This window comes from Streptomyces spongiae (assembly GCF_009377185.1).
Taxonomy (GTDB): domain Bacteria; phylum Actinomycetota; class Actinomycetes; order Streptomycetales; family Streptomycetaceae; genus Streptomyces; species Streptomyces spongiae.
This window is the reverse complement of sequence record NZ_VJZC01000688.1, coordinates 1-4,848: the sequence shown is the minus strand read 5'-3', so window position 1 is coordinate 4,848 and position 4,848 is coordinate 1. Positions and strand designations below refer to the sequence as shown.

The following is a 4,848-nucleotide window of genomic DNA, read 5'->3' as shown; positions in this document are numbered from 1 at the left end:
GGCTCGTGGCCCGGCACGCCGTTGAAGAAGAGAAGTGAGCGGGTGGCTCTATCGGGCTACTCGGCCGGAACCGGCGGCTCGTCCACGGTGGCGAGTTGCGTGATCTCCTCCTCGGAGAGCACACCCGCGTACACGCGCAGGCCATCGAGCTGGCCGGGAAGGGGGTTGCCCCACTCTCCGTTGTCGTGACGACGCGCGCCGCCGACCATCAGGGGGCCGCTGGGCTGGAAGGTGCCCTCGCTGAGGACACCGTCTTCGTCGCCCTGCCGTTGCCCGGAGAGATAGAGCTTGACCGACATGTTCACCGAGTCGAAGACGGCGACGACGTGCACCCAGCCCCCAAGTGAGTTGACCTCGTCCGAGACGACCGTGGCGGCAGGTCCGCTCAGAACGTCCGTCTCGTACCGGCCGAAGTTCCAGTCGCCGATGGAGTCACCGGCTTCCTGGCGGTACCAGAGACGGAAGGAGTTCCGCTCGGCACCGGGGTGTGCGAGGACGGTCGGCGAGTGTGCCGTGGTCGTGTCCTCCAGCTTCGACTGGGCGGCCAGGTTCACCCAACCGGCCAGGGTGTAGCTGCCGGACTCGTCCAGCGCCACGGAAGAGGTGCCCCGGCCCAGGCGCTCGGCGTCGAGCTCCAGCACGTTGCCGTGTGCCGGATCGTCGGTCGGAGCGAAGGCCGCACCCGTCTCGAGCCGGAGCGCGTTGCCTCGGCCGGTGGCGTCCGCCGCGGTGGTGCCGGAGGACTCGTCGAACGACCAGTTGGCGAGCAACGTTGCCTCGGTCAGCCCCGTTTCCGGGTTCTCGGCGTTGGCGATCGGCTCCAGTTCGTTCTCGAACACCACGCGGTTCCACACCTGGACCTGGTCGAGGCTGCCCTCGAAGTAGTCCGTGTAGGCGCCGGCCGCCTTCATCCGGCCGACCTCCAGGGCCCCCTTCGCCGCCCAGGGTGTCGTGAACTCCGTTGTCGCCTGGAGCTGTCCGTTGACGTAGAGGCGGATCTGCTTCTTGTTGTGGTCGTAGACACCCATCAGATGGGTCCACGCGCCCACGACCGGCGGCTTCTCGGACAGCGCGCGGACAATCGTCGGGTCGTCGGCGTCGGCCGCGTACCGGTTGAAGACCCAGCGGTCGTAGGACTGCGAGTAGTAGATCTGGAAGCCGCCCGCCCGTGTGCCGCTCTGTGTGACCACGGTGGAGACATGGTCCTTGGCGGCCAGCCGTGCCCACGCGGAGACGGTGAAACTGTTCGTGGTGTCCAGGACCGCAGCGGCTGTGGCCCCGGAGACATTGCTGCCGTTACCGCGCAGGCCGCTGCCCAGTCGGGCCTTGTCCGTCCAGGACGCCGAAGTCAGCTTCAGCGGCCGGTCCTTGCCGGAACTGTCCGCGGCTGTGGTCCCCTTGCCGTCGTCGAGCGTCCAGCTCGCCACCGGGTCGGAACCCTTGGCCACCTTGAACAGGTAGTCGTAGTGGGCACTCGGGTTGCCCGCCCCGTCGTAGGTCTGCACCCGCAGGGTATTGGTCAGCCGCTTGTCGGGCGCGGCCTCGATCTCGTATGTCGGGGTGTTCGCCGTGAAGGTCTTGCTGCCGAGCTTCGCTCCGTTGAGCCACCAGTCGTAGCGGCGTACATCACTTGCGCCCGCCTCGATCTTGAAACCGGCGGTCATGCCGACGCTGCCCAACGCCGGGTCGGCCGCGTCACAGGTGGTGCCCTCGCACTCCTTGTACACGGACGAGGTCACCTTGGGTACGGGCGGACCGTTGGAGTCCACCTTGAAGTGGCAGTAGCCCGACCAGGGGCCGAACAGCGAGTGGGTGTCGCCCTTCCACGTGTACTTGTACTCGGTGCGGGCCCGGAACTTGTAGGTGACGTTCTGGTCCAGGGCCGCCGTGACCGCCGTACCGGCCGTGCCGCTGTCCGTCCACGTGGACGGCTTCAGCGAGGCGGGGGTGGTACTGCTGCCCTTGTACAGCTCGAAGTTGGGGCGCAGCGAGGAGTTGGAGCCGTCGCTGGATGTCGGGGCGGCGGTGAGGCGCGGCGTGGTGTCGCGGATGAGTGCCGGGGACGATGAGGCGGAGCAGGACACCTTCGGGTCGGACATCTTCACCGACGACGGCTTGCTGTTCGGCGGGGTCACGTACGTGATCGACAGCCGGGGCTTGCGCGAGGAGGTGGCGTCCGGGTCGAGCGGGGACATGAACTGCTTCCACGCGATCGGGTCGGACTCACTGGCTCGCAGACCGAGCGTGGTGAGCGTGTCCTTGGCCTTCGCGGTGTGCGCGACGGCCGAGGTGGCGTCGAACTCGATGTCCCCGTCCGGGCACGACGAGGAGTGGCCCTTGGCGGCCGAGACGGTGTCGACCTTCGCATGCCACTTCGGCGGCTTGGTGCTCCACGTCGTCGACGGGAAGATCTGACTCGTGCGGTACAGGTCGATGTTCTTCTTGTCGCAGTTCGCCGACCAGATCGCGTACGGCGTGAAGGTCGCGCTCAGGATCTTCTTGCCGGCCACCCGGCGGGTGTCGAACTGGAAGAGCGAGCGTGCCTTCTTGTTGTCCACGTACGCGTCGTAGCCCACGCCGAGGGCATGTTTGGTCTTCCAGAAGCTGGTGCCGGGCGAGTTGGACCACAGCGTCGTCCAACCCGTCAGGGACGCCTTGACCGCGGGCGGGTCGAGGACGACGGGGTACGACGTGGCGCTGCTGGCAAGGAAGTCCTGGTCCGGGACGATGGAGAGGGTGTCGTCGGTGATGTCCGTGTCCATGACGGCCGTACGGGACCGGGAGCCGGCGCTGAGGGTGTCGGCCACGGCTTCGACGTGCGCTTCGGAGCCCATGGCTGCCGCTTTCGCCATGCCCGTGGCCTTCGCCGTGTTCGTGCCCGCGTCCCACATCAGCGCCGAGCCGCTGGAGACCACAGCGTGCCCCGAGCCGTCGACGAACGTGGCGGCGCCGGAATCGTCGGCGCGCACGGACAGCCCCCGAGTCCGGACAGGGAAACTCACTCTCTTCAGAGCGGGGTTGGCGGCAGCCTCACGCGTGTGCACCACCAAGTGGTACGTGAACCCGTCCGGGTGGGCCTGCACAGCGAGGTCCACATCGGGCAGGACGGACCGGTACACAGCCGACGAACCGTCGATCTCCGGCTTCGGCAACGCCCACGGAGACGACACCGCGTACTCCTTACCCCCGGTCACCAGCTGGGCCAGCGGTGCGTCGCTCTCCCCGCCGCCCGATAACCGGATGTCCTCAGCCGCGCGGGGCGCGAGGCTGCCGTCCGGCTGAGCGACGAGCGTGGTGTCGACGGCGGTCCACTTGCCCCCCTTGAGGACTCGCTCGGGAGAAGTCGCCGTCTCGGCCGTGAAGGTACCGTCCGGATTGGCGACCACTCTGCTGGTCGCCGACGTCACATCGCCCACCTCGACGGGCTTGCCGGACGCGACCGCCTGCTTCGATGCCTTCTGCTCGGCTGTTGCAGCAGGGAGAGTGTCGTCCTCCCAGAACGCCTTGCCGCGCACCCCCTCATCGGCTGATGTGCCGGAACTCCCCGGGTCTGTGTCGGCTGCCTGAACGGGGACAGCCTGTAGGCCACCCGCCAGGGCGAGCACTGCCAACGCGAGGGCCATTGCCCCACGCGCGGCTCTTGGGCGACTGGTTGGTCGCACCTTCCCCCTGCTTCTTATTTTTTTGTTACTTCTTGGTCTACGGGAGAGTAACCAGCGCGCCACTCGCGGCCAAGTGAGTTTCGTGAGGCTCTAGTCACACTTCACTCACACAAACCCCACAGAGTTGAGGGTTCGTCAGATCTTGGTGCGGATCTCTGGAGTAAGCGCATACCGACCACTCAGTTTGGCGAAAATCGCACACTCGTGCCTTCGTCCAGGTTGGCGTGCCGGGCCTTGAACTGTTGGTGGTTTTGGCTCGGTTTTCTGTGTAAATCGGACGGTCCCGCGGGGGTGTGTGTCTTTGTGTGATGGTCGGTCGTTAGCTCGATCGGATACGGGGGTGCGCCCCGTGCGGAGCCGTGGGGGAGGGGTGGTGGGTGTGGGTCGGTTGATGGCGACAGCTCCATGCACCGCCTTCCGCGGCGTGGTCGAGGGCAGTGGTGCGCAGATCGGGCCGCGGTTGCTGTATCAGCGGGTGTCCTTCCTGGCCGGGCTGTGCGGGGGTCTCACCCGGCAGCTGGTGGCCACCCGGTGGGACGAGGGTTCGCTGGATGTGCTGGCCGCCGGGGTCGACGGGAAGGGCGAGTCGCTGCCGCCCAAGGGGTGGATGGCGCTGCGGCGTCTGGGCTGGGCGCAGGCCGCCGACCCGGCTGAAGGCGTGTATGTCTCCGACCGGGTGCGGCGGGCGGCGGAGGAGTACGCGGCGCGCACCCTGCGGCTGGCTCTGCACCGGCGCACCCTGGTCGCGGCGATCCTGGCCACGTGGCCCGCAGAACCCTCCGGTCGGCGCAGCGAGGCCGAGTGGACGGCGCTGCGGGCCGCCCTGCCCGCAGGTGTCAGCAACGCCGAGATCCGCAACCGCACCCGGCAGGTGAGCGCCTACGTGCGTGAGCACGGGCGGCTTCCGGTGGGGCTGTGTGAGCTGGAGGACCCGCCTGAGGTGGCGGGGCTGGTGTTGCTGGCGGCGATGGACCGTCAGCAGGTCACCCTGGTCCGGGTCGACGAGGCCACCGCCCGGCTGCGGGTGAAACTCCCGCTGTGTGCGGCTCCGGCCTCGGGGCGGGACTGGGCCTGGCATGTGATCGACATCCGCCTGCCGGGCACCGTGGGCGCGGATGCGGTCCTGCACACCCCGACCCTGCGCCCCACCCTTGACGGCCGGGTCGTGGTGGACCTTCCCCACTCC

General features: G+C 68.1%; 1 protein-coding gene and 1 pseudogene. One reads left to right on the top strand and one right to left on the bottom strand.

Features of this window, described 5'->3' with window-relative positions; genetic code table 11:
• Window positions 1–56 precede the first annotated feature (56 nt).
• Window positions 57–3,515 carry a LamG-like jellyroll fold domain-containing protein gene (locus tag FNH08_RS44615; RefSeq protein WP_322726450.1) on the bottom strand — a complete coding sequence of 1,153 codons (3,459 nt, stop codon included), beginning with the start codon at window positions 3,513–3,515 and terminating at the stop codon, window positions 57–59.
• A 538-nt stretch (window positions 3,516–4,053) separates the two neighbouring features.
• Here FNH08_RS44615 and FNH08_RS44610 point away from each other — a divergent pair.
• Window positions 4,054–4,848, top strand: a pseudogene (locus FNH08_RS44610) (zinc ribbon domain-containing protein); the annotation flags it as partial.